The 25,340-nt window shown below is 68.3% G+C and carries 28 protein-coding genes; 14 read left to right on the top strand and 14 right to left on the bottom strand.

Translation table 11 applies throughout. The features are described from left to right. Positions 1-98: 98 nt before the first annotated feature. The 3 genes from IT779_RS23880 to IT779_RS23870 are packed head-to-tail and all read right to left on the bottom strand — an operon-like array spanning position 99 to position 2,447. Entirely contained in the window at positions 99-749 is a 651-nt protein-coding gene (locus tag IT779_RS23880) for a response regulator (protein WP_196151630.1), read from the bottom strand. Positions 750-756: 7 nt separating this feature from the next. Further along, the gene (locus tag IT779_RS23875) at positions 757-1,980 is read right to left on the bottom strand and encodes a sensor histidine kinase (RefSeq protein WP_198428865.1); all 1,224 of its coding nucleotides are present in this window, start codon (positions 1,978-1,980) and stop codon (positions 757-759) included. Next, complete coding sequence (locus IT779_RS23870) at positions 1,968-2,447, bottom strand: hypothetical protein (protein WP_196151629.1); 480 nt, start codon at positions 2,445-2,447, stop codon at positions 1,968-1,970. Before IT779_RS23870 ends, IT779_RS23875 begins: the two co-directional genes overlap by 13 nt. A gap of 204 nt (positions 2,448-2,651) precedes the next feature. Between IT779_RS23870 and IT779_RS23865 the strand changes: the two genes are divergently transcribed. Continuing rightward, the gene (locus IT779_RS23865) at positions 2,652-3,287 is read left to right on the top strand and encodes a hypothetical protein (RefSeq protein WP_196151628.1); all 636 of its coding nucleotides are present in this window, start codon (positions 2,652-2,654) and stop codon (positions 3,285-3,287) included. Between the two features lie 83 nt (positions 3,288-3,370). After that, on the top strand, positions 3,371-3,631 hold the full coding sequence (locus tag IT779_RS23860; RefSeq protein WP_196151627.1) for a hypothetical protein: 261 nt from the start codon (positions 3,371-3,373) through the stop codon (positions 3,629-3,631). A gap of 33 nt (positions 3,632-3,664) precedes the next feature. Here IT779_RS23860 and IT779_RS23855 read toward each other — a convergent pair whose 3' ends face one another. Then, positions 3,665-4,309, bottom strand: coding sequence for a TetR/AcrR family transcriptional regulator (locus IT779_RS23855; RefSeq protein WP_196151626.1), 645 nt, complete (start codon positions 4,307-4,309; stop codon positions 3,665-3,667). 106 nt (positions 4,310-4,415) lie between these two features. On the opposite strand from IT779_RS23855, the gene IT779_RS23850 reads away from it, so the two are divergent. Then, positions 4,416-5,738: a glycosyltransferase gene (locus IT779_RS23850; RefSeq protein ID WP_196151625.1), complete on the top strand. Its 1,323-nt coding sequence runs from the start codon at positions 4,416-4,418 to the stop codon at positions 5,736-5,738. 220 nt (positions 5,739-5,958) lie between these two features. Here the strand turns inward: IT779_RS23850 and IT779_RS23845 are convergent, their stop codons facing one another. The 4 genes from IT779_RS23845 to IT779_RS23830 all read right to left on the bottom strand — a co-directional run bounded on the left by IT779_RS23845 (position 5,959) and on the right by IT779_RS23830 (position 10,003). After that, on the bottom strand, positions 5,959-6,912 hold the full coding sequence (locus IT779_RS23845) for an NAD(P)-dependent alcohol dehydrogenase (RefSeq protein ID WP_196151624.1): 954 nt from the start codon (positions 6,910-6,912) through the stop codon (positions 5,959-5,961). A gap of 228 nt (positions 6,913-7,140) precedes the next feature. Next, on the bottom strand, positions 7,141-8,961 hold the full coding sequence (locus tag IT779_RS23840) for a DNA/RNA non-specific endonuclease (protein WP_196151623.1): 1,821 nt from the start codon (positions 8,959-8,961) through the stop codon (positions 7,141-7,143). Further along, complete coding sequence (locus IT779_RS23835; protein WP_196151622.1) at positions 8,955-9,203, bottom strand: hypothetical protein; 249 nt, start codon at positions 9,201-9,203, stop codon at positions 8,955-8,957. The genes IT779_RS23840 and IT779_RS23835 overlap by 7 nt, the downstream gene beginning before the upstream one ends. A 215-nt stretch (positions 9,204-9,418) precedes the next feature. Next, complete coding sequence (locus IT779_RS23830; RefSeq protein WP_196151621.1) at positions 9,419-10,003, bottom strand: TetR/AcrR family transcriptional regulator; 585 nt, start codon at positions 10,001-10,003, stop codon at positions 9,419-9,421. Between the two features lie 74 nt (positions 10,004-10,077). Between IT779_RS23830 and IT779_RS23825 the strand changes: the two genes are divergently transcribed. Then, entirely contained in the window at positions 10,078-10,899 is an 822-nt protein-coding gene (locus tag IT779_RS23825; protein WP_196151620.1) for a class I SAM-dependent methyltransferase, read from the top strand. Between the two features lie 71 nt (positions 10,900-10,970). On the opposite strand, the gene IT779_RS23820 is transcribed toward IT779_RS23825, so the two are convergent. After that, complete coding sequence (locus tag IT779_RS23820) at positions 10,971-11,180, bottom strand: hypothetical protein (RefSeq protein WP_196151619.1); 210 nt, start codon at positions 11,178-11,180, stop codon at positions 10,971-10,973. A gap of 182 nt (positions 11,181-11,362) precedes the next feature. Between IT779_RS23820 and IT779_RS23815 the strand changes: the two genes are divergently transcribed. Together IT779_RS23815 and IT779_RS23810 are read left to right on the top strand one after the other, a co-directional pair. Further along, positions 11,363-12,616 (top strand): cytochrome P450, encoded by a 1,254-nt coding sequence (locus tag IT779_RS23815; RefSeq protein ID WP_196151618.1) that lies wholly within the window; start codon positions 11,363-11,365, stop codon positions 12,614-12,616. A 92-nt stretch (positions 12,617-12,708) separates the two neighbouring features. Continuing rightward, positions 12,709-13,959, top strand: coding sequence for a TMEM143 family protein (locus IT779_RS23810; protein ID WP_196151617.1), 1,251 nt, complete (start codon positions 12,709-12,711; stop codon positions 13,957-13,959). A 48-nt stretch (positions 13,960-14,007) separates the two neighbouring features. Here the strand turns inward: IT779_RS23810 and IT779_RS23805 are convergent, their stop codons facing one another. The 3 genes from IT779_RS23805 to IT779_RS23795 are packed head-to-tail and all read right to left on the bottom strand — an operon-like array spanning position 14,008 to position 16,567. Continuing rightward, positions 14,008-14,823: an ABC transporter permease gene (locus tag IT779_RS23805; RefSeq protein WP_196151616.1), complete on the bottom strand. Its 816-nt coding sequence runs from the start codon at positions 14,821-14,823 to the stop codon at positions 14,008-14,010. Beyond that, complete coding sequence (locus IT779_RS23800) at positions 14,820-15,614, bottom strand: ABC transporter permease (RefSeq protein WP_196151615.1); 795 nt, start codon at positions 15,612-15,614, stop codon at positions 14,820-14,822. Before IT779_RS23800 ends, IT779_RS23805 begins: the two co-directional genes overlap by 4 nt. Then, the gene (locus tag IT779_RS23795; protein WP_332838941.1) at positions 15,611-16,567 is read right to left on the bottom strand and encodes an ATP-binding cassette domain-containing protein; all 957 of its coding nucleotides are present in this window, start codon (positions 16,565-16,567) and stop codon (positions 15,611-15,613) included. The genes IT779_RS23800 and IT779_RS23795 overlap by 4 nt, the downstream gene beginning before the upstream one ends. Positions 16,568-16,793: 226 nt before the next feature. Between IT779_RS23795 and IT779_RS23790 the strand changes: the two genes are divergently transcribed. The 5 genes from IT779_RS23790 (at position 16,794) to IT779_RS23770 (ending at position 21,042) form a co-directional block, all read left to right on the top strand. Beyond that, positions 16,794-17,303, top strand: a complete 510-nt coding sequence (locus tag IT779_RS23790) for a hypothetical protein (RefSeq protein WP_196151613.1) — start codon at positions 16,794-16,796, stop codon at positions 17,301-17,303. 45 nt (positions 17,304-17,348) lie between these two features. Beyond that, complete coding sequence (locus IT779_RS23785; RefSeq protein ID WP_196151612.1) at positions 17,349-17,744, top strand: PPOX class F420-dependent oxidoreductase; 396 nt, start codon at positions 17,349-17,351, stop codon at positions 17,742-17,744. Continuing rightward, positions 17,741-18,574, top strand: coding sequence for a patatin-like phospholipase family protein (locus IT779_RS23780; protein ID WP_196151611.1), 834 nt, complete (start codon positions 17,741-17,743; stop codon positions 18,572-18,574). Before IT779_RS23785 ends, IT779_RS23780 begins: the two co-directional genes overlap by 4 nt. A 174-nt stretch (positions 18,575-18,748) precedes the next feature. Next, positions 18,749-19,261: a GNAT family N-acetyltransferase gene (locus tag IT779_RS23775; RefSeq protein WP_196151610.1), complete on the top strand. Its 513-nt coding sequence runs from the start codon at positions 18,749-18,751 to the stop codon at positions 19,259-19,261. 569 nt (positions 19,262-19,830) lie between these two features. After that, the gene (locus IT779_RS23770) at positions 19,831-21,042 is read left to right on the top strand and encodes a cytochrome P450 (protein WP_196151609.1); all 1,212 of its coding nucleotides are present in this window, start codon (positions 19,831-19,833) and stop codon (positions 21,040-21,042) included. Between the two features lie 108 nt (positions 21,043-21,150). Here IT779_RS23770 and IT779_RS23765 read toward each other — a convergent pair whose 3' ends face one another. After that, complete coding sequence (locus IT779_RS23765) at positions 21,151-21,423, bottom strand: GlsB/YeaQ/YmgE family stress response membrane protein (protein WP_196151608.1); 273 nt, start codon at positions 21,421-21,423, stop codon at positions 21,151-21,153. A 143-nt stretch (positions 21,424-21,566) separates the two neighbouring features. Between IT779_RS23765 and IT779_RS23760 the strand changes: the two genes are divergently transcribed. Beyond that, complete coding sequence (locus tag IT779_RS23760) at positions 21,567-22,571, top strand: LacI family DNA-binding transcriptional regulator (protein ID WP_196151607.1); 1,005 nt, start codon at positions 21,567-21,569, stop codon at positions 22,569-22,571. 294 nt (positions 22,572-22,865) lie between these two features. Then, complete coding sequence (locus tag IT779_RS23755) at positions 22,866-23,453, top strand: hypothetical protein (protein WP_232542028.1); 588 nt, start codon at positions 22,866-22,868, stop codon at positions 23,451-23,453. A gap of 8 nt (positions 23,454-23,461) precedes the next feature. Here the strand turns inward: IT779_RS23755 and IT779_RS23750 are convergent, their stop codons facing one another. Beyond that, positions 23,462-23,671 carry a TOBE domain-containing protein gene (locus tag IT779_RS23750; protein WP_196151606.1) on the bottom strand — a complete coding sequence of 70 codons (210 nt, stop codon included), beginning with the start codon at positions 23,669-23,671 and terminating at the stop codon, positions 23,462-23,464. Positions 23,672-23,874: 203 nt separating this feature from the next. On the opposite strand from IT779_RS23750, the gene IT779_RS23745 reads away from it, so the two are divergent. Next, entirely contained in the window at positions 23,875-25,332 is a 1,458-nt protein-coding gene (locus IT779_RS23745; RefSeq protein WP_196151605.1) for an aldehyde dehydrogenase family protein, read from the top strand. Positions 25,333-25,340 lie beyond the last annotated feature (8 nt).

The raw sequence follows: 25,340 nt of genomic DNA, 5'->3' as shown, positions 1-25,340 counted from the left end.
TTCCAGCGAATCAGCGCACTGTGGTATCTCCGGCATACCGTGTGGCGATGAGAGAATTGATCCAGCGCCGAGAGCGCCTACCGCACCGGATCGCGACTTCAATTCATCAGGCCGCTCTGATAGGCGAGAACGACGGCTCGGGTGCGATCGCGCGCGCCGGTCTTGGTGATGATGTGGGAGACATGGGTGCGGGTGGTGGCTTCGCTGATGAACAATTGCTTGCTGATCTCGGCGTTGGAATGTCCCAGAGCCATCATGGTGAGTACTTCGCGTTCTCGGTTGGTCAACTCCGCCAACGCGGCCGGTGCGGTGTGCGCGCGGGGGCCGGTTCGGCGTAGTGCGGTGAGTACGCCACCGATGACCGCGGGATCGAGCCATCCCTGTCCCGCCGCGCAGTGCCGGATGGCTTGGGCCAGATCGGCGGGCGCGGCGTGTTTGAGCAGGAAGCCGCTCGCTCCAGCGGACAACGCCTGTTGCACCGCGGTGTCCTCGTTGAACGTGGTGAGGACGAGAACAGCGGGCGGGTCGGAGATTTCGGTGATGGCGCGGGTCGCGGCGATGCCGTCCATCACCGGCATGCGTAAGTCCATCAACACGACGTCGGGACGCAGCGAGCCTGTTCGCTCCACCGCCGCCGCACCGTCGCCGACCTCGCCGACGACCTCGATATCGGCGGTGGCTTCCAGCAGCATCACACATCCGGCGCGCACGAGCGCCTCGTCTTCGGCGATGAGCACGGTGATCGTCATCGAGCCCTCATCTCGATCGGCGGGACAGGTTCGACGCGGTGAGAGGAAGTTCGGCGTTGACCCGCCAGCCTGCGTCCACCGGACCGAATTCCAGGCTGCCACCCAGCGCCTCGATACGTTCACCCAGTCCACGTAGTCCCTGCCCGGAAGACAGGTCCTTCGCCGTGTCCGCCGACCCGCGTCCGCCGCCGCTCTCGACGGTCACGATCACGGTGCGCGCACCCCACTCGATATCCACTGCGGCGACCGCGTCACGACCGGCGTGTTTGATGATGTTGGTCAACGATTCCTGCACGATGCGGTAGACAGCCAGATCGATATCCGGGTCGAGACCGTGAGCAGGTGAGCCGGTGTGGTCGAAGCGGACTTCGATTCCACCTTTTCGGGTCAATTCGACCAACTCGTCGATGCCTTGCGAGCGTGGCTTCTCGCTGTGGCCTTTCACGGTATCGGTGGAGCGGAGCAGGCCGAGCAGCGCATGCAGCTCGCCGATGGCCTGCTGCCCCGTCTTCTCGATGGCTTCCAGCGCGTCGTGGGTTCGAGGATCGGCACCCGCGGCGACCGCACGCGCCGCGCCCGCGTAGAGCACCATCCCGGCGACCGCGCCGGAAACACTGTCGTGCAGTTCATGGGCCAACTGCAGCCGTTGGGCGGCCAACGCCTGTTCCGCCTCTTCTGCCATCCGCGCCTGCACCGCACGGGCCTGCTGCTCGCGGGTGTAGGCCAGCCGCCCCAGAGTCCATGCTATCGACATGAACATCGTCCAGATGCCCGCCGCGACGAGGAACTCCCGCGCAGCCTGTTGTCCCGAAGCGGCGGTCTGGGCGGAGTGATAGCTGAAAAGGGCGAACGGCACAGCGGCGGCGGGCAGGATCCACCGGGCGACCGACATCGTCTTGCGTGCGGCCACCGCGTAGGAGGCCACCAGCAGGTAGGCGAACGGGTAGTAGGCGGGAATCAGGAAGTTGATGCCGGTGTAGGCGGCCTGCGCGACCCACACCGGTATCGGGTGCCGCTGTCGCAACAACAGCAGCGAACACATCACCGCGCTGAGGAACGGCACGACCCACAGCGGCAGCACGCCACCACCGGCCAACTCACGACTGCCATTCCAGAACGCCAGATCCACCGCCCCCGCCGAGACCACCAGCGCCACGTCGACGACACGATTTCGCGGGATGCCGTGGCGCTGCGCATCGCCCACTGTCGCGGCCTGCTCTACCTGTCCCAACCCATCACCTTGCGGAACACGGCGACGGGGTCGGCGGGATCGCCGATATGGGGGGCGGACAACGGGTTTCCGTCGAGCACACCGCGCAGTGCGGCGACAATGTCCTCCCGAGGGGGCACCAGGAACGGCAACAACACAGGCGCCGCCGACTCGACCGCGAGGTCGAGCAGGACCAGTTCCCGATCCTCCTCGACGACCCGGGTGAAGGCGACGTCGATGATCTCGCCACAGGTCGTCACCTTCGGCGCCTTCTGATAGGCATGTCGTGCGGCGAATACCCCCACCCGCATTCGCCTCGGATGCTCGGCCAATACCCGGTTGAGAGGTTCGGATACGAGGGCGAACTGCCGGTTGATCAGCGTTGCCCGCCCCAACAAGTCGGCGGTGGCTCCCGTCTCGCCCACCGCGTACACGACGACCAATGCCTCCGGATTCGGCCGGGAATCACCTTCCACGCTCTGTGTCATACGAAGAATTCTGGCAGCGATCACACTGCACAGCCATCTATTTCACTGTCGATACGTCGAATGGATGACAGGGTCATCGCCACACGGTACGTCGAGAACACCATCACGCTCCGATGCGCCGACCTGGCCTTTCCCGCGATTCTGGAACTCGTTCGCAGCACCTGCGGATTTCGACAGAGATTCGAGCGGAAGGAATCACGTGCCATGACATCGCGTGAAGTAGACAACGAAGAGAAGATCACCGACCTCCTGTCCCGAGCGGCGGTCGACGAACTCCGCGTCATCGCGAGCGTCGGCGGATCGGCCGAGTTCGAACTGATCGAGGATCTCGACCAGCTGAAGGAGCTGTATCCCGATGCGACCGAGATGATCCAGTTCGACGGAGCCCTCCCCGAGCCCGCCGCCGATGTGCCCGCGGTCATCGGGCCATTCCACACCGGCAACATCACGTTCAACAACGGGGTCCCGGTGAACGGATTCGCCTCCTTGACTCTGCACCGGGACGGCAAGTGTGTATTCACGGGCCACTTCCACGACTCCGGCTTCCCCAGCTACGACCTGGTCTTCGTTTGGGTCATCACGGATTCGGCAGGCACCGCCTACACCTTCACCGCCAAGGGCCGGATGCACGGCACCAGCGAACCGGGTTCGCGCAATGTCGACTGGAACCGCACCGTGGTCAGCCCGCAGGTCGCCGCCAACTGGCCCAAGCTCGTCCGCGGCTGGCGTTGGCACTGGAAAGCGCGGGTCAACTTCAATCCCGTGGCCCTGCTCAATTCCGTCCTCGACGCACTCAAGGTCGCGGGCGCGGTGATCGGCGCCGTCATCGCGGTCATCTGACCGACCACACCCGGGGACCGCTGCGCTGAGGCGGCGCGGCGGTCCCACCCGAGCACCTGAACCGTCACATACCGATTACTTCCATGGTTTCGAGGCCCAACATGAAGATCGCGTCGCTCACCCTGCTCACCGTCGCGGGCATCCTGTCCGGGCTTCCCGCCGCGATCGCCACGCCGACCACGTCGCCCGCGCCGGGCACGGCCGAATGCCACTACGTCGGAACAGTTCCCGGACGCCACGGCACCTGGTACATCTGCTTCGAACCTGACCAGAACGGCACAATACGAACAACCTACGCCCCTGCGCCCTCCGCCGCCTCGCCTCGGCCACAGCGGTGGCCGTAATCCGAACACAACACGTGCGGGCCGATCGGGCGGTCAGTTCGTGCGGTGCGCGACCGGCGCGCCGGACCGGGGTGATCGGCCGAACAGCAGGTCGCTCAACGCGATTGCCAGCCACTGTTCGTAGCGCCGCGGACTCCAGCCGAGGCGACCGGTCAGCTTGTCGTAGTTCTCTACCGAGATCAGCAGCCACAGGCTCACGGTGAGTTCGTCGTCGGCGATGTCGGTGCGCAGCCAGCCGCGGGCGGAAAGCAGTTCGACCGCGCTGCCCGCATTCGCCCTGATCATCGTTTGCGTGTGCGACAACTCGGCGTCCACCTCGGGATCGTCGGCGGCGGCCGAAAGGAACGCGCGCCACACTCCTGCCGTGCGGGCGGCGAGGCCGGTCAGCAATCGCGCCGCCGCCGTCGCGAATTCCGCGGGGGTCGAGGCACTCCGGAGATCGCCCGCCTCGGGGGCATCGAGCACCGACTCGTCGACATCGCGGCCGAAACTGAGCACGCGCACGGCCGAGGTCAGCAGACTCCCCTTGCGGCCCTGGACCCGAACGGTTTCCAGCGACACCCCGGCCGCCTGCGCGATCTGGCGAAGCGACGTACGCCCGTAGCCCTGCGCGGCGAAGAGTTCGGCGGCTGTGACGAGGATCTTGTGGCGGGTGGCCGCCGCTTGCCGAGCCCGCACCGGTGAAACGTAATTCGCCTCCGACACAATATCCCTTCGACACGATTCACTGGTATGACGTACCAGTGAACTGTATCCCGCCGACCGCCATCGAAGGAACCCGCGCATGTCCCAGTACCTCATTGCCAGCGTCCCCATCCACGGGCACGTCACTCCCCTGCTCGGCATCGCCACCGAACTCACCCGGCGCGGGCACCGGGTCCGATTCCTGACCGGAGCCCGCTTCGCCGACGCCGTGGCCCGCACCGGCAGCGAATTCCTCGCGCTACCAACCGAAGCCGACTACGACGACCGAGTCATCAGCGCCGTCCTCGCCCGCGAGCGGCCCGCGGGCATCGCCGGACTGCGCTACGACGTCGCCCAGAACTTCCTGCGCCCCGCCCGAGCCCAATACGACGCCCTCCTGGAACTGACCATGGACGACCCGACCCAGCCCGACGCCGTCCTGGTCGATCCGACCTTCATCGGCGCCATGCTGCTCGCGGGCCACCCCCGCGACACCCGTCCCCCGGTGATCGTCGCGGGCATGCTGCCCCTACCGCTCGCCTCCACGGCGGTGCCGCCCTTCGGACTCGGTTTCAGGCCGTGGCGCGGCCCGTTCAACCGCGTGCGCAACACCGTCCTGCGCGCCCTGGTCGAGAAGGTGGTCTTCGGCCCCGTCCAAGCCGACCTCGACCAACTGCACCGCTCCGTGCACGGACGCGCCGCCGAAGCCTTCGTCGTCAACTGGATGAGCGAGGCCGACGCGATCGTCCAACTGTCCGTGCCGGGTTTCGAATATCCCCGCCCCGACGCCACGGTGCCCATCCGCTTCGCGGGCCCGGTGATCGCCCCCACCGACGGCCCTCTCCCGTCCTGGTGGAGCGACCTCGACGGCGCCCGACCGGTCGTACTCGCCACTCAAGGCACCATCGCCAACCAGGACTACCACGACCTCGTCCGGCCCACCATCGACGCACTCGCCACCGAGGACGTCCTGCTCGTCGTCACCACCGGCGGACGACCGATCGAAGAACTCGGCGAACTCCCCGCCAACGTCCGCGCGGACCGATTCCTGCCCTACGACAAACTTTTCCCCCACCTCGACCTGCTCGTCACCAACGGCGGATACGGCGGCGTCCACTACGCACTCGCCAACGCGGTGCCGATCGTGATCGCCGGAGACACCGAGGACAAACCCGAAGTCGCGGCCCGTGTCGCCTGGTCGGGCACCGGAATCAACCTGCACACCGGTCACCCGAGCGTCACCGCGATCCGCCGCGCGGTCCGCAAAACCCTGAGCTCGCCACGCTATCGGGAAGCCGCCGCCGTGCTGGCCGAACAGATCCGCGCAACTCGGGGCATCGACGAACTCATCGACACCGTCGCCGCCTCGAGCACCGACCGTGGCCGACCGGGCCGCAAGACACCGACTCGGGACGCGAGTTAACTCGGGGCGCAGTCCGCGCGATATTCCTGCGACGGTCCCGGATCATCCCCTTCGATCCGGGACCGTCTTCTCCCCCGACGAAGCCTCCGGGACAAAACTCGCGGGCGACGGCGCTTCGGCAGCCCCGCACCGGACGAGCCGCGGCATGGACATCTGGTATGCCGATCGCCCCGACCCGTGCGCGGCGCTCATCCACAATTGCGATGAGTTCCGCTCCTTCTCAGGGGATTTCGATGACCACTTTGCCGAGGGCGTGACCTTCACCGACGTGTGCGAGCGCACTCGGCACCTCGTCGAGGGTGAAGGTGCGATCGATATGGATATCGATCTCGCCCGCCACGCAGCGTTCGGCCAGCGGGGTGAAGTGCGCGGGCCCTTGCCGCACCGCGAGCACGCTCAGCCTGCGTCCGGTCATGGCGCCGATGGCAACGCCCGCCGTCGTGACGCGCAGCAGTGCGCGCGCCGTTCCGCCGACGCATCGGTAGCGGCCGCCGCGCGCGAGCGCTCTGCGGTAGGCGAATACCGAACGGTACGCGACGAGATCGAGTATCAGGTCGTACGAACCGGTGCGGGTGAAATCCTGTTCGCGGTAGTCGATCACCTCGTCCGCGCCGAGTGAGCACATGAAGTCGAGTTTGCTCGCGTTGTCCACCCCGGTCACGTGGGCGCCCGCGCGTTTCGCGAGTTGGATGGCGAACGAGCCGGAACCTCCACCGGCGCCATTGACCAACACCGACGTGTCGGGGCCCGCTCCGGCAACACCTTGCAACGCGATCACACCCGCCTGCGGCAGCGCGGCGGCCTCGGCGAAGGTCAGCGCCGCCGGTTTGCGCGCCAGCGCCGACTCGGCCACGACGGCGTATTCGGCGAATCCGCCTTTGAGAGCGAGATTGTCACCGTAGACCTCCTCCCCGGGCCGGAATCGGGTGACTCCGGCGCCGACAGCCACCACCCGCCCCGCGATATCGGAGCCGAGAATGCGGTTCGCGGGTGCGCGCAGCCCTCCGAGGCGCGCATACAGCGGTGTCCCGCGCAGACATTCCCAATCGGAGAGATTGAGCGAGGTGGCGTGGACGCGAACGAGCACCTGCTTCTCGCCGGGAGACGGTACCGCGACCTCCGCGACCGACAGCACCTCCGGACCGCCGTAGCGGTCGTACACGACAGCTCTCACCCGGCACCGCCCGTACCGCGAGCACGCGGCGCCGTACCGCGCACGGCGGCGCCGTCCGCCTGTTGTGGCGATGCCGCCGATTCCGCTTCGGCAGCCGGTCCCAATTCCGCGGTGATTCGTTCCTCCCAGTTCTGCTCTGCCAGACCAGCGGCCACGAGGACATCGCGCCAATCGGATCGGGCAAGGTCTACTTCGCTGACGTTACAACGATTTTCGCCTGCGGCGACCCTAGACGAACTGGATTTCGCTGAAGTCGTGCAATTCGGTGACACCGCTTTCCGGTTCGCGGAACGGGTCGAGGTCGGCGAGACCGCGGAACGACAAGCCCGCGCGGCGCTCGATCCATTCGATCCGGCGTTGCGCGGTCTTGAACCGGCCGAAGACGAATTCCTCCTCGGCGAAGAAATCCCGTTGGGACATACTGTATCCCGTCGCGGTGAGCGCTCCGGTCGCGTCGTGCACGAAGACGATCACCTTCCAGAAGTCCACCGGGATCGGCACCCCGAATCGAACCGGATCGTCCTCCTCGAGGAAGGGGCCGGTGATGACGGAGATCCGCATCCGGTCCTGGCGCGCGTTCCGCAACGCGTACTCCTCGAGACCGAGCCAGACACCGCCGTTGAAGGTCTGCATCTGCGGTACCACATTGGTCACGTGCATGGTGTCGCTGTTCGCGCGCGCCGCCGTCGCGGGCGAACCCCAGACCGGGTCTTCGCGCCGCGTCATATGACCGCGGGAGAACTTCGGGGGATTTCCGTAGCATTCGGCGCTGATCTGCGCACCCTTCGGGATGCGCGGATCCTGGCGCCAACCCGGGCGTGGCAACCGAATGAGTTGCTTGCCATCGATATTGACCGCGCTGTAGTGGCACATGCGACGTTTCTTGCTCATCACCACCGAGAAATGGTCGTACTTCAGCACGGTGCCCGAACTGCCGTTGTCGTCGAAGACGAGGACGTCGTCCTGGTCCGCGACCACCGGCAGGGCGACGGGCGCCTCGGCGCCGAGGAATGCCTCCGAGAAGCCCGCGCGGTCCGTGTAGTCGGCGGCGACGCCCTCCACGACGACCTCGTCCGCGTCGACCTCGGTGACCGGGCTCGTGGCGGTCACGGGAGCAGATGCGTTGTCCCAGTGCGGATCCGCGAGCTCCACCGTGACACGCAGCGGAACGACCGCGGTGAACCTGGGCGGGCCCGCGGCGACCGGACCGGGACCATCGGCCCTTGTCTCTCCTCGCACGCCCGCGTCCACGCCCGGGTCGACGGTGACGGCGGGCTGCCGTGGACGGCGGACCCCGCCGCCGAGCACCGCACCGAGGCGCTGCTTCACCACCGGCGCGGCGACCGCGAAGTTCGACTTCAGGAAGCGCCCCGCGAAGTGCAGGCCGACCGCCTCGCCGGTGGTCAGCGACACCACGACCGATCCGGAGTTCCCACCGAGAGTCGAGCAGTCGTGCAGGATCACCGGACCTTCGGTCCTGGTGAGCCGCCCCGGCGCCAGGCGCTTCTTGTCGTAGATGTCGCCGTAGATCTTGTCCATGAGCGCTTGGTCCGGAATCCGGCTGTCCCTGGCCGGGTAGCCGATCACGGCGAGCAGGTCGTCGGCGACGGGAGCCTCCGACAGCGGTATCGGCGCCGACATCCCCGCGCCGGTCTGCTGGACTCGCAGCAACGCGATATCGGGACCCGCGTCGTCCTCGATGTGCAGGATCCGGCTGATCGCGAAGGTCAGGTCCTCGGGGCGGTCGGCCTCCTCGAGGAAGTCGATGGACGCGGTCATCGGCCCGAAGAAGCCCTGACGGAAGACGAACCCGGCGCCGCCCGCCCGGCCGAACTCCCTGGCGACATGCCGATTGGTGACGACGATATCGGAGGCGAGCAGCCACCCGGTGCCGAGCCATGCCGCGTCGTGGCCCGTGACCTCGATCCGTCCGACGGCGCGCGCCGCACGCACCAGCGCCTCCGACGCCGCGCTGAGACGGGTGCGCCAGACTTCGCTCTCGGGATCGGTGAACGTCAGTTGCGCGGCGTCGCGCCGGATGGTCAGCACCGGCCTTCCGGTGCGTAGGACGATCGTCTCGGCGGTGAACCCGCCGTCGCCCTCCCCCGAAGCCCCCTCCGCGCCGGACCGTCGAACGAATCGCCACTCTCGGGCGAGAATCCCACTTCCGGCCGCTCCTCGATCGCGGCGCGGGTCTCGATCAGTTCGGAACGCAGTTCGTCGTCATCGGCGACCAGTACGGCATTCTTGAGCGCGAGCCGGGCGCGCTCGTCGTCCTCGGAGTTCCCCATGGCGGAAAGGTACTGCGACGATCTCGGCCCCGGCGCCCGCTTCGATGAATTCGATGATGAACAGAGACTGAACACCGTCGCGAGCGTTCGTCGATACGCGATCCGCGCGGCGTCCGGAACAACGAGTCGCGCCGGGCCGTTCGGCTGTCATTCGATCCGCCGACGACACGGCGATACACCACGAATCGCCCCGCCGGTCCGAGTGTGGCGCTCGCTTACGACAGCGCACCCGCGAGCACCGAGGACACCATCCGCCGCACCTGATCCGAGTGCGGTGCCGCCGAGCGGTCGGCGTAGAGCAGGTGGCCGACTCCGATGACGGTGGGCGCGAGGGCTTCGATATCGGCCGCCGCGTCGATTCGGCCCAGCGCGCGCTCGCGCGTGAGGTATGCGGCGATCATGGCGGCGGATTCGGTGACCACGGGCAAGCCGCGCAGGCCCGCCGCGCGCAACCGTGTGCGCAGTTCGTCGCGGAAGGTGATCAGCGGGAGGATCGCGCCCGCCACCGATTCGAAGACCTCCGTCAGGACTTCGGTGACATTACCGACGACGGTGCCGGTGCCCGCGGCCGCGCACAGGGTGGCGGATCGGTCTTCGATGCCCCGGATCCGGTCCAGGACGAGCTCGACCAGGAAGGCGTCGAAATCCTCGAAATGGCGGTGCAGTACGCCTTTGGCGCAACCCGCTTCGCCGGTGACGGACCGGCTGGTGAGCGCGTTCGGGCCGTCGCGCAACAGGATTCGTTCGGCGGCGTCGAACAACTGCTCGCGCGCGTCGCGCATGTGGACTCCGGTCGGCACCGCACCTCCTCGTTTCGCTCCGAACGAACATAGCGCCCGTTGACAAGTGGGCACCCGCCCACAATAGTGGGCGCATGCCCACTCCACGTGCGGAACCCCCGAATCCGCTCCCCACCGAATCGCATCGAGCCAGGAACATCGCCGAATCCTTCGGCGTGGACGCCGCTCGCTACGACCGCTCCCGCCCCCGCTATCCCGACGCGCTGATCCGCGAGATCCTCGACGCGAGCCCCGGACGCGACGTCCTCGATGTCGGCATCGGCACCGGGATCGTCGCGCGGCAGTTCCGCGCCGCGGGCGCTTCGGTGCACGGCGTCGAACCCGACGCTCGCATGGCGGAATTCGCGCGCGGCGGCGGATTCCCGGTCGACACCGCGACTTTCGAGAAGTGGGAGCCGCGCGAGCGACGTTTCGACGCCGTCGTCGCCGGCCAGACCTGGCATTGGGTCGACCCCGATCGCGGCGCGGAGCAGGCCGCCCGAATACTGCGCCCCCACGGCAGACTGGCGGTGTTCTGGAATGTGCAGACACCGCCGGAACCGTTGCGGGCCGAATTCGCCGACGTGTATCTGCGGGTGCTGCCCGACTCACCGCTCGCACGCATGGCCGCGAACTCAGCCGGCCCGCAGACACATTCGCAACAGGTCGACAAGGCGAGCGACGGCATACGTCGAACCAATGCCTTCGAGCGTCCGCAGTTCTGGGAATTCGATTGGGAACAGCGGTATTCCCGCGCCCAGTGGCTGGATTTCGCCGCCACCAGCGGTATCGCGACGAACCTCCCGGAATCGGTCCTGGCCGAGGTGCTCTCGGGCCTCGGCGCCGCCATCGACCGCGCGGGTGGACATTTCACCTGCGCCTACCGCACGGTCGCCGTCACCGCCGCCAGACTCTGACCGGGCGCAAGCTCGCCGTCGACCGACGGGAAGACGGCATTCGCGCAGGACTCGACGGGTCGCGGCGGCGGTCAGCCGAGTTCGATCTCGTCGAACCCGACGGTCATCGTGTGCCATCGTCCACGCAGGACTCCGCCCTCGCGGTGCACGATGCCCTCGCCGAACTCCAGACGCAACTCGGCCTTTCGGACATCGACCGCACGGACGACACCGCACACCCCGCTGAACGGTCCCTCCGGGAAGTACACGACATCACCGGGAACGAACTCGGCAGATCCCACGCCGCCACGATAGCCCACCGAGGGTGCGGCGGCGCGTGAGATGTCGGGGCGAATCGCGGTGCGAGGTTTATCCATCGGCCGAATCGAAAGAGGAATCACACCGTGGCCTCGCGGGTGATTCGCGCAAGCTTGCCGAGGACATCTCGACCAGCGACACGCCTCCCACATGAAGGAAATCGGTCATGAGTCAAGCAGGCGCACCGGCGCAGCCGACGACGGCGGACGAGCTGTCGACGGAACTGCGGTTGATGTTGCAGATCTTCGATCCGGCCAATCGCCACGACCCGTTTCCCTACTACCGGCGATTGCGGGAGTTGGGACCGGCGCACCGCTCCCCGCTCGGCCTGACCCTGCTCACCCGCTACGACGAGGTCGCCACGGCGCTCACCGGCGCGGACTGGGGTCACGACCAGGAGGTCGAGCAGTTGCACTCCGGTCAGGAGGAGGCGTTCCCGCCGGTGTTCATGTGGATGGAGCCGCCGGATCACACGCGCCTGCGCGGTCTGGTGTCCAAGGCGTTCACCCCGCGCCGGATCATGGCGATGCGCCCTCGGGTCGAGCAGATCGTGGCCGGTCTGCTCGACACCGCGCTCGCCGCCGGGGAATTCGACGCGATCACCGGGCTCGCCTACCCGCTGCCGCTGACCGTGATCTGCGAGATCCTCGGGGTGCCCGCCTGCGACCACGACCGCGTCCAGGACTGGTCGCAGGTTCTGTCCCGCGGCCTCGACCCCGATCATCTGCTGCCGCAGCGTGACAAGGACGCGCGCGCCGCCGCGACCCCCGCCTTCCTCGACTACCTGCGCGACCTCATCGCCGAACGGCGGGCCGCGCCGACCGATGACCTGATCAGCGCGCTGGCGGCGGTGGAGGAGCAGGGCGACCGGCTCACCGAGGAGGAGATGCTCGGCACCATCGTGTTCCTCATCGTGGCGGGCCACGAGACCACGGTGAACCTGATCGGTAACGGCCTGCTCGCGCTGGTGCGCCATCCCGACCAGTTGGCGCTGTTGCGCGCACGGCCCGAACTGGTGCGTCCCGCCATCGAGGAGATGTTGCGCTACGACGGTCCCCCGCATCTCAACACCCGTTCGGCGCGGGTGCGCACCACCCTCGGCGGGCAGACCTTCGAACCCGGCGACGGCGTGGTCACGCTGCTGGCCTGCGCCAATCGCGACCCGCGCGCATTCGACGACCCCGAGGTGTTCGACATCACGCGCTTCGACGGCCACGCACCGGTGTCGCGGCACCTCGCGTTCAGCCTCGGCCACCACTACTGCCTCGGCGCGCCCCTGGCGACCATGGAGATGGAGGTGCTGCTGCAGGCGGTGCTGGCGCGGGTCGGCTCGATCGAACTGCTCCAGGACGAGCCGCCCTACCGGCCGAACGTCCTCATCCGCGGACTCGCCGAACTCCGGCTGCGTTTCCGGGGCTGATCCGCGCGTCCACTCGGCGGCCCCGCACGGTCGATGTCCGATTCCCTTTAGGGTGAAGGCCGACGGGCGGTGCCCGCCGAGAGGAGTTGCCGATGGATGCCGAACACTTCCTGCCGTTTCGCAAGAGCGCGGTGATCTCGCTGTGCGCGGAGCAATTACCCGAGGCCGACCGCGGCGCCTTCCTCGAGTTCGCGCGTTTGCTGGCGGCGCTGACCCACCACGGATTCCACGCGCGCGGCGACGCGGTGCTCGACGCCTACCACTTGGTCGATCCCGCCGAGGACGTGCGCACGGTCGGTGTCCCGACGGCGCACGATCGGGCGGCGGCGCGGGCGATCGTGGAACGAGAACTCGTCGCCCTGGCCGAGGCGGCCGATTTCACGCGAGTCGAGGCCGAGGAGATCCGGCGCGCCTTCGACGAGCATTCGCTGGTGAAGCTGCGCCTCGAGGTGGACGACGCCGACATCGACACCGCGCTGTTCTTCCGGCGCGGGGTGACCCAGCGCACCGAGAAGGTGAAGTGGCTGTACGGATTGCGCACCCGCGAGATCGAATTCACCAGCTATTCCAAGGTTCTGGTGTACATCGCGTTCGCCGAGCGCGCCGAGCCGGATCCGGACCGGCCGAGCGGCGTGCTGTTGAAACTGTTCCAGAACGTGCCGAAGAACGATCTGGAGATGCTGTATCCCAGTGTCCGCGTGGGAATGCGGCCGTTGGACAAACTGCTGATCGGGGTGCCCGCGGTGATCTCCGGCATCATCGTGCTCGTCACCAAACTGGTCGCCTCGCTCGGGTTGTTGATTCTGCTCGTCGCGTTCTGGCTGGGGCTGCGTGAGGAGTCGGTGCGCCTGGATCAGACCGCGCTGGTGACTCTCGGCGCCGGGATCGCGGCCTTCGGCGGCTATGTGTTCCGGCAGTTCTCGAAGTTCAAGAACCGCAAGATCAAGCTGCTGAAGACGCTGTCGGAGCATCTCTATTTCCGCAATCTCGACAACGACGCGGGCGTATTCCACCATCTGCTCGGCGCCGCCGAGGAATCGGAGGTGAAGGAAACCGTGCTGGCCTATCACTTCCTGCGCACCGCGGGCGCGCCGTCGACCGCCGATGACCTCGATCGGCGCATCGAGGACTGGTTCCGCGCGCGCTGGGAGACGACCTTCGATTTCGAGATCCGCGCCGGACTGCGCCGACTCCGCGAACTGGATCTGCTCGTCGAACACGGAGACGGCACGTTCGGCGTCGTCGAGCCGGTGCGGGCGCGCGTGCGTCTGGATCGCCACTGGGACGAACTCTTCCCGCGTTCCGCACCGGTCCCGAGTGAAAAGCCCAGGGAATCGGTGTGATTCGTCGCGCAGGCCCGGCGACGCTCCCCTCCGGCGGGCGCTGCCGGGCTAGCCGCGCGAATCGTGACGGGAATAGCCGCGCACGGCGAGCACGCCGAACACCACGGTGAGTCCGACCGTCCACGCCGACGCGCGGGCAAGGGGCTCCGCGATCGCGCCGGAGGAGGCCAGCGCGCGCATGGTCTCGACCACCGAGGACACCGGATTGGCGGCCGCGATCGGCTGCACCCAGCCCGGCAGCTGGGCGCGCGGCACGAAACCGGTCGACAGGAACGAGGCGACGAGCAGCAGGGCGTTCAACGCCGAGGTCACCGCCTCCGCCGAGGAGGCCCGCACCGCGAACGCCACCATGACCCAGGCCACCGCACTGCCGAATACCAAGGGCAGCAGGAAGAATCCGATCGTTCCGGCCGCCGGTCCGCTGAATCGGAACCCGAGCGCGTAGCCGACGAGCACGACCACGATCAAGGTGATCAGGTTGCGAACACCGTCGCCGAGTACCCGGCCGAGCAGCGGCGCGGACCGGCTGATCGGCATGGTGCGCAGGCGGGCGTCGAATCCGGAGTGCAGGTCGGCGAACGCGGTCATGGCCGTGCCGAGTCCGGCGAACAGGATGCCCATGACCGCGAACAGCGGCAGGCTGTAGTTCACGTAGTCGGCGCGGTCGCCGCCGGGTGCGACCAGCGTGCCGAAGGACACGGTGATCAGCACCAAAAGGATCACCGGGAACAGGGTGGCGGGTCCGATCAGCGCCGGGTCGCGCAGGGTGACCCGGACCGCGCGGCCGGTCAGCGCCGCGAGCTCCACGGCCTGAGCGACCACGCGGCGCGGCGCGGCGGTGTGCGGTGCGGGTGTCGCGGTCATCGGGCCCTCCGGTAGGCGACGGTGGCGCCGATCGCGCACACCACGAGCAGTGCGGCCACCCACGCGACCGCGACGGCGACCGGTTCGGCCAGCGCGTCGTCGGCGGAGGCGAGGGCGCGCAGGGCGTCGGCGGTGCGGCTCAGCGGCTGATTCGCCACGAACGGCCGTAGCCATTCCGGGAAGGCCTCGGTGGGGGTGAACGCATTGGAGACCAGCAGGAACGGGAAGAAGATGAGGTTGGTGACCAACTGCACCGATTCGAGTTTGCCCAACGCGAAGGCGAGAGCGACGAATCCGGTGCAGGCGGCCGCGCCGAATCCGAGTCCGAGGAGTACGAACCCGATCGAGGCCGCCACGCCGCCGTGCAGCGCGAATCCCAGTGCGAGACCGGCGATCAGCAGAACCGCCGTGGTCAGCACCGCCCTGGCCAGTTCCGCCGTGACCAAACCGAGCGGCGGCGCGCCCGAAGCGACGGCCATCGAACGCAGCCGGCGGATCAGGCCGCCCGTGATGTCCTCGACGGTCAGGATCGCGGCCGACATGGCCGTGAACAGCATGGCCTGCAACAGCACCGCGGGCAGCACGTACTGGCCGTAGTCGCCGTCGATGTGGCGTTCCACGACCTTGCCGAACACCGCGAAGAACAGCACCGCGAACACCAGCGGCAATACGATGGCGCCGAAGATGGAGGCCGGGCGCCTGCTCATCAATCGCAGATGCCGCCCCGCAAGCACCGCGACATCCACCGGTAGGGACGCGCGCGCGGCGGGAGGCGCTTCGTCGACGGTCATCGGGCCGCCGGTCCGACGGGCTCGGCCGACTCCTCGGATGCCGCTTCGGGTTCGGTGGGATGTCCGGTGAGCCGGAAGAACACGTCGTCGAGGGTGGGACGGCGCAGCGCGATGTCCTCGGCGTGGATTCCGGCGGCGTCGAGGCGCCGAACCACCTCGACCAGGGTGGCGGACCCGTTGGCGGGCACCGTGACTCCGTCGGCGACGAGTGCCGCGCCCGCGAAACCGTTCAGCGCGGCCATGATCCGGCCCTGTTGTTCCGAGTTGTCGGCGGCGATGTGGCAAACCGGTTCGCCCGCTTGGTTCTTGAGCTCGTCGGCGGTGCCGCCCGCGATGACGCGGCCGTGGTCGACCACGACGATGCGGTCGGCGAGTTCGTCGGCCTCGTTCAGGTACTGGGTGGTCAGCAGGATGGTCATGCCCTCGTCGCGCAGGCCGCGCACGACCTCCCACAGCACCGCGCGGCTGCGCGGGTCCAATCCGGTGGTCGGTTCGTCGAGGAACAGCACCTTCGGGTTGCCGACCAGCGAGGCCGCCAGGTCGAGCCGCCTGCGCATGCCGCCGGAGAAGGTGCCGCTACGCCGGTCGGCGGCCTCGCTCAACTCGAATCGGGCCAGCAGTTCGTCGGCTCGCTCGCGCGAGCGCTTGCGCCCCAGTTTCAGCAGTCGCCCGAACAGGACCAGGTTCTCCCGCGCGGTGAGGTTCGCGTCGATGGCCGCGAACTGACCGGTCACGCCGATCACCGAGCGCACCGCGGCCGCCTCGGTGACCACGTCGTGCCCCGCGACGCTCGCCCGGCCGCTGTCGGGTCGCCGCAAGGTGGTGAGTACATCGATGGTTGTGGTCTTACCCGCGCCGTTCGGGCCGAGAACGCCGGTGATGGTGCCGTAGTCGGCGGTCAGGCTGAGCCCGTCCAGTGCGGTCACCGCGCCGAACCGTTTGCCTATGTCCACCACTTCGATCGCATGCCCCGTCCCCGTGCGACAGAATGCAGCAGTGCGAGAAACCTCAACCATGTGGTAAGCCTAACCTAAGTGCACGATACATATTCAACACTCCGACCATCCGGCCTGCTGAACCGCCCGACGCGACACCGGGTCGGGTGTACTGCCGAATGCGGCCTCCGGGGAGAAGAATGGGCGGCGGAGCAAACAGGCCGCGCACGGCAGGAGACAGACCATGTCCTATCAGTACCCGCCCCCGCACCAGTCCCCGCAGCAGCCGTATCAGCAGCCTCCGCGCTGGTCGCCGCCCCCCGCACCGGCGCGCGGCGGGGGCGTCGCCCGCAATTTCTTCGGCACGTTCCTCGCGCTGGTGCTGACGCCGATCGGCATCACCCTGGTCGCGCTCGGCGCCGAAGCCACCGGCCGCTGGGAGGGGTACCAGACCTCCGACCGGCTCGGACCCAACCTGCAACTCATCGGCGGCGCGTTCCTGCTGCTGCTCGTCGCGGCGCTGGCCGCGATGTCGCCGGTCGGCACGATGCTGGCGGGACTGCTGTGGGGGCTGATCCCCGGCATCGCGGGCCTGCTGCTGCCCGACGACACCGCCGAATTCCTGACGGACCTGTCCGTGCTGCCGCGCGACACCCGAATCGCGTTGAGCATGTGGGCGATCGGCGGCGGACTCTTCGTCGTCGGCGCACTCCTGTTCGGCGCGGGTCTGGCGGCAGGTCTGCGACGCCGCTGACCGCGGTCTTGACCTCAACCTCGGTCGAGGTATGACGATATGGGCATGAGCCTCAACGAGATCGAACTCGGATACCTCGGCGTCCACCCGAGAGGTCACCTCGCGACGGTGTCGCCCAACGGCACGCCGCAGGTCAAACCGGTCGGCTTCGAGTACAACGCCGAATTCGGCACCATCGACATCGCCGGATACGAGATGGCCGCCTCCGCGAAATACCGCAATATCGCCGAACATCCCAGCGTGGCGTTCATGGTCGAGGACGCGATCGGGGTCGGTGCGCAGGGCATGCGCTTCCTGGAAATCCGCGGCCTGGCCGAACCCGCCGTCACCGAAGCCGCCGACGCGCACCTCAGCCCGCACATCATCCGGATCCGCCCGCAGCGCATCGTCGGCTGGAACGTCGACCCGCAGCGGCCCGGCACCTACCGGAGGACCCTGTGAAGCCGCACCGCGCCGTCGTGCTCGGACCCGGCGGCGTACCGGGGACGGCATGGCTGCTCGGGCTGCTCACCGGACTCCGGCGCGGCGGCATCGACCTGGCGGAGGCCGACACCGTCGTCGGCACCTCGGCGGGCGCCATCGCGGGCATGCTGCTCGGAGGTGACACCGATCTGGCGCGGCCCGCGCCGAACCCCGAGCTCGAATCGGGTCCGAACCGGGGCGACCCGAACGCCATGGCGCAGGCCCACCTGCTCCTCGGCGGCAGCGCGCCGACCACCGACACCAGGCGGCAGGTCGGCCGGATCGCATCGACGGCCACCGCGACACCCGCCCACATCTGGGTCGCCCGGATGCGGCATCTCATCGGCGACGTCGACTGGCCCGCGAATCTGCTCGTCCCGGCCGTCGACGCGGATTCCGGCGAGCCGATCGTGTGGCGCGCGGGCGACGGTGTGCCGCCCGCGTCGGCGGTCGCGGCCGGTACCGCCGCCCCCGGCATGGCCGAACCGATACCCGTCGGCGACCGCCGGTATTTCGACGGCGCCTTCCGCGCGGGCCTCAACACCGATCTCGTCCCGCCGAAAGCACGCGTGATCATCGCGGAACCACTCGGGCTACGAATGGGCAACGCACCTGTCGACACTCATCCCGACGTGGTGCGCATCACCGCCGACGCCGCCGCCGATTCCGCGTTCGGCCCCGATCTGTCCGACCGGTCGAGATGGCAGGCCGCCTTCGAAGCGGGCCTCCGCCAGTCCATCGAAGCCACACCGCTCATCCGCCGAATCTGGACGCTCACTACTCCCGTCGACGCGGACCTGGTGCGGTGAACGGCACCTGCCGCAGATCCACCTCTCCCTGACGACTGACAGAGAACCCGGCGCGAGCATGCGGCCGGCGCGAGCATATAGAACGGTTGTCCGTCGGGCTTTCGTACCGTCCGGAACTGCCCGGCGGCGCGCGCTGCGGCACGGTGCGGGCGCGGGGTCGCTAGGGTCGCGGGTATGCCGGAATTGATCGCGCCAACCGTCGGTCTGCACAGCGCGTGGCTTGATGCGCACCGGGAGTGGGGGCCGGGGGCGCACGAGGACGGGTTCGGGCTGCGCACCAGCGACGAAGTGGAGTCGGCGGCGGGATTCGCGGAGTGGGTGGGCAGGCTCAGCGAGGACGCGCGGCACGACCTGTGCACCTACCGGTGGATCACCGAGGGCGACCGGGTGCTCGGCGGTATCGCGCTGCGGCACGGATTCAGCGAGTTCGTCTCGCGCGCAGGGCATATCGGCTACGGCGTGCGGCCTTCGGCGCGCAGGCGCGGACTCGCGGGCTGGGCGCTGGGTCGGATGCTCGACATGGCGGGAGATCTCGCGCTGGAGCGGGTGCTGATCGTTTGCGCCGCCGACAACACCGCGTCGGCGCGGACGATCGAGGGCAACGGCGGTGTGCTCGAAAGCATCCGTGACACGGAATTCGGTCCGGCGCGGCGTTATTGGATCACCGTCGGCGCGCCGGATATGTAACCGACCGGTCGCCGGGTGGCTCGAGTTCGACACGGTCGCTCCGGCGCGGCGAGTCGACATGCGGCCCCCGGCTGCGACCTGTCGTCGCGAGCCGATCATGCGGACACTACCGGACAGAACAGTCCGCATCCGCGCCCGATCATTCTCTCCGACAAGAGTTTTCCCGCACGGCCCGCCGCGGACGCCGCGAGCGGGGCGACCTGTTTCGGGACACCGGCGACGCTTGACCATTCGGGCCTGCCGCGTGACACTGGGCTGGCTCGTCCGGGATACGATATCGCCGAGGGGGCCGACAGGTGGCAGGCGCGACCACGGGGTGTCGAGGTGGGATCGTCGCCCGGCACGGGCTGTTGCACGGTTCCTTCTGCGTCACGGTTCCTTTGCCCATCATCCGAACGCCGTCACGGCGAGCAGCACAAGTACAGAGGGGGATTCAGGCGATGATTCGCGAGTCAGCCGAGGATTTGGTGTCAAGCCGCCGCTGAGCGACGACCAGCCGCGCCGCCGACCGGTGATCGAATGCGATCCCGGTCGCGGACGCGTTACCACTTCCCTTCCGGAGAATATCTGTGAATTCAGAGAACGATTCGACGCGAAATACCGGTTGTCGCCCATCGGATTTCGACGAACCGCGCGTGCCGCTGTATTCGGCGGCCTACGCCGCGAACCCGCACGGATTCCACGAAGCCATGCGCGAACGGTACGGTTCGCTGGCCCCGGTCGAACTCGCGCCCGGCGTGCCCGCGTGGCTGGTGTTGCGCTACCGCACCGCGCTGCGAATCCTGCACGACCCGCGGAACTTTCCGGCCGACCCGCGCGTCTGGCAGCGCACGATCGCGCCCGGCTGCCCGGTGCTGCCCATGCTGGAATGGCGGCCGAATGCCTTGCGCAACACCGGTGCGGCGCACCGGCGTTACCGGCAGCCGGTCATCGCGGCCATCAACGACGTCGACACCTATCGCCTGCGGCGCACGGTCGCGCGAGTAGCGGCCCGGTTGGTCGAGGGTTTCGAATCGGGCGGTAAAGTCGAATTGGTCACCGCCTACGCCTTTCCGCTGGCCTTCGAGGTGATGAACGCACTGCTCGGATGTCCGAGGCCGACGGGCGAGCGAGTGGGCGAAGGGTTCGCGGCGATGTTCGACGCCGCGGATCCGGAGAAGGCGGGCACGCTCCTCGACGAAGCGTTCGCCGAATTGGTCGCGATCGAACACCGAGCACCCTCCAACGGCATCACCTCCGCGCTGATCGCCCATCCCACCGGACTCGACGACGCCGAGGTGTCGCAGCAATTGCTCACCCTGTACGCGGCGGGTCTCGAACCGGTCGCGAATCTCGTCCTCAATACCCTGCTGCTCCTGGTTACCGACCCGCGATTCGGCGCGGGTGAAAGATCCACCAGGGAAGCCATCGATGAGGTCCTGTCGCACAATCCGCCGGTGTCGAATCTGTGCGTCACCTATCCGCCGAATCCGATCGAGATAGACGATGTCGTGCTGCCCGCACACCAACCGGTCGTCATCAGCATGGCGGGCTGCAACGGCGATCCGGAAATGGTCGCCGACAATTCCGGCAATGCCGCGCACCTGGCATTCGGCGCGGGCGCGCACGCCTGCCCGGCCAGGGATATCGCCTACATCATCGCCGAATCCGCGGTGGACGAACTTCTCGACGCCCTACCGGAAATTCGCCTGTCGCGCCCCGCCGACACCTTGACCTGGCGACCGGGCCCCTTCCACCGCGCACTCACGAGCCTTCCGGTCGCCGTTTCCCCCGCCTCCTGACCGGTCGGCCACGAGCGATTCGCGCGGCGCGCACGCGACACCGCCCGGCGACGCCGAGACGTCACCGGGCGGATCGGGCCACACGGACCGCGCGCGGAGGGGTTCCGACTAGTGGCGCACGCGCCGCCCCGTGGCCAGGCCGACCAGGAACAACAGGATCACCGCGCCGCCGAGGCAGGTGAAGAAGCTGAACCAGAGGCCGCCGCCCTCCACGTCGACGTCGAGCAGCTTCAGCAGGAATCCGCCGAGCAGACCGCCCACGACGCCGACCACGATGTTGAGCAAGATGCCTTGCTGCGCATCGGTTTTCATGATCTTGCTGGCGATCCAACCGGCCAGTCCGCCGATCACGATCCATCCGATGATGCCAAGTCCGAGCATTGCGGTACTCCTGTCGGTCGAGCGCGTCCTCCATGCCGACGCGTCTTTCGCCGGCGGCATACCCCGTCGAACCCGGATCATGCACGCGCAGGTGAATCACCGGGTCTCGATTCGGTGGCGACCGCGTATGCCATCATGTCGCCATGGCCGCTCGTGAAGGTGACGCTTCCGGCGTCGAGGACAAGGTCGCGCGGCCGACGAACGCCGATGTGGCCCGCTTGGCGAAGGTATCGACGGCGACGGTGAGTTATGTGCTCAACAATGCCGAGGGTCGTCGGATCTCGACGCGCACCAGGGAGGCGGTCTACCGGGCCGCCGAGCAACTGGGGTACCGGCCCAATGTGGCGGCCCGGAATCTGGCGCGCGGCAAGGGCGGGGTGGTGCTGTACGTGGTGCCCCGCGTCGCGGTCGGCGAGATGCCGATCCAGGTCGGCAGCTGGATGACCACGGAACTGGCCAGGCTCGGGCTGTTGCAGGTGCAGATCTTCGAGACCGAGGACGACCAGCAGGTGGTCGACGCCATCGAGAACCTCGATCCGGCCGCGGTCGTGAGCATGTTCCCGCTCAGCGCGGGCGCGCGCGCCGCCGTGGTGGCCGCGAAGGTGCCGCATATCGGAATCGGCCTGCTGCCGACCCTCGGTGACCCGCTGCTGTCGGTCGGCGCGTTGCGGGTCGGCCATCTGGTGGCGCGGGGGCATCGTGCGATCGCGTTCGCCTACACCGGAATCGCGAAGTGGCGCGCGCTGGGCGACTACTGGTTCGAGGGCGTGGCGCGGGCGGCGCGGGCGCACGACCTGCCGTCCGTCACGGTGGGTGCGGTGACCCCCGAGACCGTCGCGGAGGTGCTGCTCGGCTGGGTTCGCGACGGCGTGACGGCGGTGTGCGCACAGAGCGACGAGATCGCCGGACTCGTGCTGTTCGGCATGCGCGCGGCAGGTTTGCGCTGTCCTGAGGATCTCGCGGTGATCGGGGTCGACGCGAATCCGATGGGCGCCTTCGCGTCTCCGCCGTTGACGACCGTCGAGTTCGATCCGGCCGCCATCGCCGCGGTCGCGGTCGCGGCGGTGCTCGCGGAGCTGGGGTACGCCGCATCGCTGCCTGCGGAGTCGACGGAGGTCGCCCGGCTGATCGTGCGCGCGTCGACGTAGCGGGCAGCACCGCGCGGACGATCTATTCTGGACACCGGACGGTTAAGCGCTTAACCTACTGGGGGACGGCGCGCTGGGCATGGAGCCGCCGGTCGAACGAGTCGTAGCCGTGCGAGGAGTGAGGCGCATGACGGTCAGGGTCGAGGATCGAGCCCGTCGGCGCGATACTCCCCCTCCACACCGGACCGCACCGACGCTTCGCGAACGGCCCGCGCACGGGGCCGAAACCGCCGCGACCGCACCCCGGCACCCGAGCCGGAGAATCGTCGCGTTCACCGAGGGAATGGAGATCTCATGGTTGCTCGACCGCTCGACCCCGCCGACCGCGGCATCCGCCCGGCCGCGGGCGTCCGCCCGCCCCGCGACGCGGTGCGCTACCGACTCGACGTCGTCGCCCACAATGTCGCCGATGCCGTCGAACACGCGGGCGGATGGTTGTTCGACCGGGTCGGAGCGGGCTGGGAGGTGACCGTGCTCATTCCCGGTCTGCCCACCGCGGACGTGCGTCCGCTGCGCATCCTCGGCGCCGAGGTCCTCGACCTGGACTCGGTGATCGCCGCGCGCGGCCAGGGACGCAGGCCCGACGCGGTCGCGATCTCCTCGGTGGTCTGCGAACAGGATTCGCGCACCCACCGCGGACTGCTCAACGCCCTGCACGACGGCGGCGTCGAAGTCGTGGTCTGGGGTCGGGCGTGGACGTCGCCGCCGCAGCACCAGGTCGATCCGGTGGTGCACCGGTTGAGCATCGCCGCGCAGGCGTTCAAGGCCCAGGCGTTGACCGCGGCACAGCTGCCGCAGGCGCTGAACACCCCGACCGAGGTCTTCCGCAGCGGCCTGCCGAGCTTCCCGCCGCTGGGTTTCGACCTGGTGCCGGTCGGCTGACACGCCGCCTATTCGACGCCGAGGGTGACCTCGGTGGATTTGACGAGGACCTTGACCGCGCTGCCGTCGGCGAGTCCGAGGTCGTCGAGTGCGTCGCGGGTGATGGAGGACGTGATCTCGTCGCCGCCCGCGAGGCGGACCCGGACCACGGCCATGGCTGCACCACGGGTCACGGAGACGACGGTGCCGTCGAGTTGATTGCGTGTGGATAGCCGCATGTCGGCGATGGTACCGAGCCGATCGGTCGGTTGCGGGGACCCGGAGCGCGCGGGTCGGCCGATCGACGGAAACGAACCGACGCGATTTGGAGAATCATGATCTCCTGAGCGAGAACGAGCTATTGACCACACCTCCGGACCGGTGCTAAGCATGTGCACAGCATTGGTGGGCGTGCGGCCCTCGGCATCGAAAGGACTCGGCGATGACGCTGCAATCGGTTCTGGAGGACATCCGTAAACGCCCCGGCACGGGCGAGGTCATCCCGGTCATCGACCCGGTGACCGAGGAACAGATCACCGAGTTCACCGACTGCGGCGAGGACGCGGTGAACGAGGCGGTGGCGGCGGCGCGCACCTCCTTCGACTCCGGGATCTGGCACACCATGCCGGGACGCGAGCGGGCCAAGATCATGTGGCGCATCGCCGACCTCATGGACGAGCACGCCCAGGAACTCGCCGAACTCGATTCGCTGAACACCGGCATGCCGCTCGCGCAGGCGCAGATGATCGTGCCGACCTGCGCGGAGTTCTTCCGCTACTACGCGGGCTGGTGCACCAAGGTGCACGGCAGCGCCTACGAGGTGCAAATGCAGGGCGGGGTGTCCGGCGCCTACGCCGACATGCACGCCTACACCCTCAAAGAGCCCTACGGCGTGGTCGGGCTGATCTTCCCGTGGAACGGCCCGGTGTTCAACGCCTGCGCCAAGATCGCCCCGGCGCTGGCCGCGGGCTGTTCCAGCGTGGTCAAGCCCGCCGAGGAGACTCCGCTCTCGGCGCTGCTGCTGGACCGGCTCATCCACGAGGCCGGCGTGCCCGAGGGCGTGGTGAACCTGCTCACCGGCTACGGCCACACCGCGGGCGCCGCGCTCACCGCGCACCCCGACGTCGAGAAGATCGCCTTCACCGGCTCCACCGAGGTCGGCAAGAAGATCGTCGAAGCCTCGGCGGGCAACCTCAAGAAGGTCATGCTCGAACTCGGCGGCAAATCGCCGGTGCTCATCTTCGACGACGCCGACCTCGACATGGCGATCATGATGGCCTCGATGGGCATCTTCGTGCACTCCGGACAGGGATGTGTCTGCGGCTCGCGGATCTTCGTGCAGCGCGGCGTGTACGAGCGGGTGGTCGATGGCATCGCGACCGTCGCCAACAACCTGAAGCTGGGCGGGCCCAAGGAAGACGGCTCCATGATCGGCCCGCTGATCAGCGCCAAGCAGCTCAACCGCGTGATGGGCTACATCCACGAGGGCAAGTCCGACGGCGTCGAGGTCGTCACCGGCGGACACCGCCTCGACCGCACCGGCTACTTCGTGCACCCGACCGTGCTCACCAATGTCGACCCGGCCACCAGCAGGCTCTACCAGGAAGAGATCTTCGGCCCGGTCGTGACGGTGCTGCCCTTCGACAGCGAGGACGAGGCCGTCGCCCTGGCCAACGACACCAGCTACGGCCTCGCCGCCACCGCCTGGACCACCAACCTCAGCCGCGCGCACCGCATCGCCAAGCGCCTGCAGGCGGGCACCGTCTCGCTGAACTGCCAGTTGGTGTTCGACCACGCCGTCCCCTTCGGCGGGTACAAGCAGTCCGGGTGGGGTCACGAATTCGGGCGCGAGGGCGTCGAGGCGTACATGCAGACCAAGTCGGTGTGGGCTCAGCTCTGACACCGCAT

The sequence above is a fragment of the Nocardia bovistercoris genome (assembly GCF_015674855.1).
Taxonomy (GTDB): Bacteria; Actinomycetota; Actinomycetes; order Mycobacteriales; family Mycobacteriaceae; genus Nocardia; species Nocardia bovistercoris.
The sequence above is the reverse complement of the archived record's forward strand: the minus strand, read 5'-3'. Positions and strand labels throughout refer to the sequence as shown.

Excerpts from the sequence above, each read along its gene's own strand:
- IT779_RS23880 (WP_196151630.1), bottom strand. The coding sequence starts at position 749 with ATGACGATCACCGTGCTCATCGCCGAAGACGAGGCGCTCGTGCGCGCC.
- IT779_RS23790 (WP_196151613.1), top strand. The coding sequence starts at position 16,794 with ATGTCCTATCAGTACCCGCCCCCGCACCAGTCCCCGCAGCAGCCGTAT.
- IT779_RS23805 (WP_196151616.1), bottom strand. The coding sequence starts at position 14,823 with ATGACCGCGACACCCGCACCGCACACCGCCGCGCCGCGCCGCGTGGTC.
- IT779_RS23825 (WP_196151620.1), top strand. The coding sequence starts at position 10,078 with ATGCCCACTCCACGTGCGGAACCCCCGAATCCGCTCCCCACCGAATCG.
- IT779_RS23775 (WP_196151610.1), top strand. The coding sequence starts at position 18,749 with ATGCCGGAATTGATCGCGCCAACCGTCGGTCTGCACAGCGCGTGGCTT.
- IT779_RS23755 (WP_232542028.1), top strand. The coding sequence starts at position 22,866 with ATGGTTGCTCGACCGCTCGACCCCGCCGACCGCGGCATCCGCCCGGCC.
- IT779_RS23810 (WP_196151617.1), top strand. The coding sequence starts at position 12,709 with ATGGATGCCGAACACTTCCTGCCGTTTCGCAAGAGCGCGGTGATCTCG.
- IT779_RS23850 (WP_196151625.1), top strand. The coding sequence starts at position 4,416 with ATGTCCCAGTACCTCATTGCCAGCGTCCCCATCCACGGGCACGTCACT.
- IT779_RS23870 (WP_196151629.1), bottom strand. The coding sequence starts at position 2,447 with ATGACACAGAGCGTGGAAGGTGATTCCCGGCCGAATCCGGAGGCATTG.
- IT779_RS23835 (WP_196151622.1), bottom strand. The coding sequence starts at position 9,203 with ATGGGGAACTCCGAGGACGACGAGCGCGCCCGGCTCGCGCTCAAGAAT.
- IT779_RS23865 (WP_196151628.1), top strand. The coding sequence starts at position 2,652 with ATGACATCGCGTGAAGTAGACAACGAAGAGAAGATCACCGACCTCCTG.
- IT779_RS23815 (WP_196151618.1), top strand. The coding sequence starts at position 11,363 with ATGAGTCAAGCAGGCGCACCGGCGCAGCCGACGACGGCGGACGAGCTG.
- IT779_RS23800 (WP_196151615.1), bottom strand. The coding sequence starts at position 15,614 with ATGACCGTCGACGAAGCGCCTCCCGCCGCGCGCGCGTCCCTACCGGTG.
- IT779_RS23785 (WP_196151612.1), top strand. The coding sequence starts at position 17,349 with ATGAGCCTCAACGAGATCGAACTCGGATACCTCGGCGTCCACCCGAGA.
- IT779_RS23860 (WP_196151627.1), top strand. The coding sequence starts at position 3,371 with ATGGTTTCGAGGCCCAACATGAAGATCGCGTCGCTCACCCTGCTCACC.
- IT779_RS23750 (WP_196151606.1), bottom strand. The coding sequence starts at position 23,671 with ATGCGGCTATCCACACGCAATCAACTCGACGGCACCGTCGTCTCCGTG.
- IT779_RS23760 (WP_196151607.1), top strand. The coding sequence starts at position 21,567 with ATGGCCGCTCGTGAAGGTGACGCTTCCGGCGTCGAGGACAAGGTCGCG.
- IT779_RS23765 (WP_196151608.1), bottom strand. The coding sequence starts at position 21,423 with ATGCTCGGACTTGGCATCATCGGATGGATCGTGATCGGCGGACTGGCC.
- IT779_RS23745 (WP_196151605.1), top strand. The coding sequence starts at position 23,875 with ATGACGCTGCAATCGGTTCTGGAGGACATCCGTAAACGCCCCGGCACG.